4 protein-coding genes are annotated in these 3,204 nt (G+C 61.7%); 3 read left to right on the top strand and 1 reads right to left on the bottom strand.

The genetic code is table 11. The features are described 5' to 3' along the window. From AC1DWI_RS17570 to AC1DWI_RS17560, 3 genes are all read left to right on the top strand, one after another. Positions 1-271: TRAP transporter small permease subunit (locus tag AC1DWI_RS17570; protein ID WP_477725317.1), on the top strand; the 271-nt coding region annotated here is incomplete at its 5' end. A gap of 47 nt (positions 272-318) precedes the next feature. Further along, entirely contained in the window at positions 319-1,860 is a 1,542-nt protein-coding gene (locus AC1DWI_RS17565) for a TRAP transporter large permease (protein WP_477725316.1), read from the top strand. A gap of 104 nt (positions 1,861-1,964) precedes the next feature. Continuing rightward, a complete protein-coding gene (locus AC1DWI_RS17560; protein WP_477667986.1) occupies positions 1,965-2,462 on the top strand; it encodes a hypothetical protein in 498 nt (165 codons plus the stop codon). A 203-nt stretch (positions 2,463-2,665) separates the two neighbouring features. On the opposite strand, the gene AC1DWI_RS17555 is transcribed toward AC1DWI_RS17560, so the two are convergent. Continuing rightward, a partial coding sequence (locus tag AC1DWI_RS17555) for a TRAP transporter substrate-binding protein (RefSeq protein WP_477725315.1) occupies positions 2,666-3,204 on the bottom strand: 539 nt, incomplete at its 5' end.

Here is a 3,204-nt window from a genome sequence, read left to right as displayed (position 1 = left end):
GGTGTATGTAGACATCTTCGGTCTGGCCATCTTTCTGCTGCCGGTGATGGGGCTGATGGCCTACCTGAGCTGGCCGCTGTTCATGAGCATGCTGCGCTCAGGTGAAGTCTCAGGCAATGCCGGTGGACTGATCCGCTGGCCGGCGATGCTGCTGCTGCCGCTGGGCTTCGGTCTGATGTTCGTACAGGGCCTCTCGGAAATCATCAAGCGCATCTGCTATCTCCAGGGCAAATTCGAGATGGATACGCACTACGAAAAACCGGTTCAGTGATCCGTTTGCATCGCTCGTTCCCATAAAAATACTTTCAGGACTACCCCATGCAGATGGAAAATTTCGCCCCGATCATGTTCGCGGGCCTCGTGCTGATCATGCTGATCGGCTTTCCCGTCGCCTTCTCGCTGGCCGCCCTCGGGCTGGCCTCGGGCTTCCTTGCCATCGAGATGGGCTGGTTTCCCGCCAGCTTCATGTCCAACCTGCCGCTCAACATGTTCGGCATTTTGTCGAACGAGTTGCTGCTGGCGATTCCCTTCTTCACTTTCATGGGCGCCATCCTTGAAAAGTGCGGCCTGGCCGAAGACATGCTCGACTCCATGGGCCAGCTGTTCGGCCCGGCCAAGGGCGGCCTGGGCTACTCGGTCATCATCGTCGGCTTCATCCTGGGTGCCATTACCGGCACCGTAGCCGGCCAGGTGATCGCCATGGCGCTGATCTCGCTGCCCGTGATGATCCGCTACGGCTACAACATGCGCTACGCCACGGGTGTGCTGGCGGCCTCGGGCACCATTACGCAGCTGGTGCCGCCGTCACTCGTACTGATCGTGATGGCCGACCAGCTGGGCCGCTCCGTCGGTGACATGTACAAGGGCGCCTGGGGCCCCTCCATCCTGCAGGTGCTGATYTTCGCSGGCTACACCTTCRYGCTCGGCGTRTTCAAGCCGCACCAYGTKCCCGGYGTKCCCAAAACCGCMCGYACGCTCAACGGCTGGGCGTTGTGGGCCAAATGCCTGCGCGGCATCATTCCCTCGGCCATCCTGATCTTCGCGGTGCTCGGCTCCATGGGCGGCCTGCCCGGTATCGACACCGCCATCGCCACGCCGACGGAAGCCGGCGCCATGGGTGTGGTGGGCGCACTGGTGCTGGCCGCCATGCACAAGCGACTGACCCCCGCGCTGATCTGGGAGGCCATGAGCGGCACGATGCGACTGACGGCCATGGTCGTCTTCATCCTGATCGGCGCGCGCGTCTTCTCGATGGTGTTCCAGGGCGTGGACGGTGCCAAGTGGGTCGAGCACATGCTCAGCGGCCTGCCGGGTGGCCAGACCGGCTTCCTGATCGCCGTCAACCTGTTCATCTTCTTCCTGGCCTTCTTCCTCGACTTCTTCGAGATCGCTTTCATCATCCTGCCGATGCTGGGCCCCGTCGCCGACAAGCTGGGCATCGACCTGATCTGGTTCGGCGTGCTGCTGTGCGTGAACATGCAGACCAGCTTCATGCACCCGCCCTTCGGCTTCGCACTGTTCTATTTGCGCGGCATCGCCGACACGCTGTTCAAGGAAGGGCGCATCCCCAAGCCGATCAAGTCCAATGACATCTACCTGGGCGCGATTCCCTGGGTGGCGATGCAGCTGATCCTTGTGGCGATCGTGATCTTCGTGCCGCAGACGGTAACGATCTTCCTCGACAAACCCGCGGTGATCGACCTGGACAAAGTCAAGATCGRAATCCCGGCCGACGAAAGCGCGACCCCACCCGCGGGCGCGGCCAGCGGTGCGACAGGCAGCGATCCACTGGCACCGCCGGCAGAACCGAATTCCGACGACGAACAGAAAAAGGTCGACGAACTGTTCAAGACCAAATAACCGATCGCAGCCTTCCAGGCCAGCGTCCAACGCCCCTTTCGCGAGGGGCGTTTTTATTGGCAGCCCATACTGTCAGTTTTTCCTTTCCAGACCGCGAGCACTCCATGGACCCCGTACCCGCCCCCAGCACCTATTTTGGCCCGCCACCCTTCAAGTTCACCCCAACAGGTGGGAGCATCTCGGGGCAGGCGTTTTCCGTGCCCTTCAAGGTGTTGGCGACCGCCATCGTGCTGGCGCTGGCCGCGGCTTTTGCCCAGGCCTGGCTGGCTGGGAGGGCCTCAGGCGCGGCTGCAGGCGGGGGGTGGTTTATCGCCGGGCTGCTGATGGTGGGCTACACCTGGTGGCACATCCTGCGCAGCGTCACGCGCCTCGACGAGCAAGGACTCTACCAGAGCTGGGTCTGGGACAAGCACATGGAGCTGCGCGAACTCGCCTACGGCAAGCTGATCCGCGTGCGCGGACTCGAATGGCTGATCGCGCCGCGTCTGTATGTGCGTACCTTGATGGGGAAGTTCGCGGTGTTCTACGCCGCCTCGCCCGAAATGGTCGCAGAATTCGAACGGCTGGTAAGCGAGTTGAAGACCTTTCGCAGCCAACGCTGAGGGCACGGCTCACTGCCGCCGGAAAGGCAGGCAAAAAAAAAAAGCGACATGTCGCGGTTTTTTTTCCCGGGAAAACGGGGAACCACTGATTTCCCTTTCAAGCAGGGGCCGCGGAACCGGCTTCGCCGGGCCGCAGGCGCAGCGGCCCCCTCGGGGGGCAGCGCATTACACGAAGTCGAAGACGCAGTGAAAAGCGTGGGGGCTCATAAGGTGACACCCTGCATGTAAGTGTCGAAGCGCGACTCGGCGAAACGGAACCAGAGGATCTGGTCCTTCTGGAAAGCACGGTAATCGCTGTAGATCTTCTTCCAGTCAGGGTTCTTCTCGGCCAGCTCGGCATACAGATCCATTGAAGCCTTGAACGAGGCATCAAGCACGGGCTTGGGAAAGGGCAAGACCTTGGTCTTGGCGCCCACCAGCTGTTTCAGCGCGGTCGGGTTGCGCGCATCGTACTTGGCCTGCATGTCGATATGGGCGTGCGAAGCCGCGGCTTCAATGATGGCGCGGTATTCCGCGGGCAGGGCTTCCAGCGCCTTGTTGTTGATGAAGAAATCAACCTCAGGGCCGCCTTCCCACCAGCCGGGGTAGTAGTAAAACGGTGCCACCTTGTTGAAGCCCAGTTTCTGGTCGTCGTAAGGACCGACCCACTCGGCAGCATCCAGCGTGCCCTTTTCGAGGGCCTGGTAGATTTCGCCGCCGGGAAGGTTTTGCGGCACCACGCCGAGACGCTCCACCACCTTGC

Source organism: Polaromonas sp. P3_C2, from assembly GCF_056402675.1.
The sequence above is the reverse complement of the archived record's forward strand: the minus strand, read 5'-3'. Positions and strand labels throughout refer to the sequence as shown.

Coding starts and splice junctions, on each gene's coding strand:
- AC1DWI_RS17560 (WP_477667986.1), top strand. CDS start 1,965: ATGGACCCCGTACCCGCCCCCAGCACCTATTTTGGCCCGCCACCCTTC.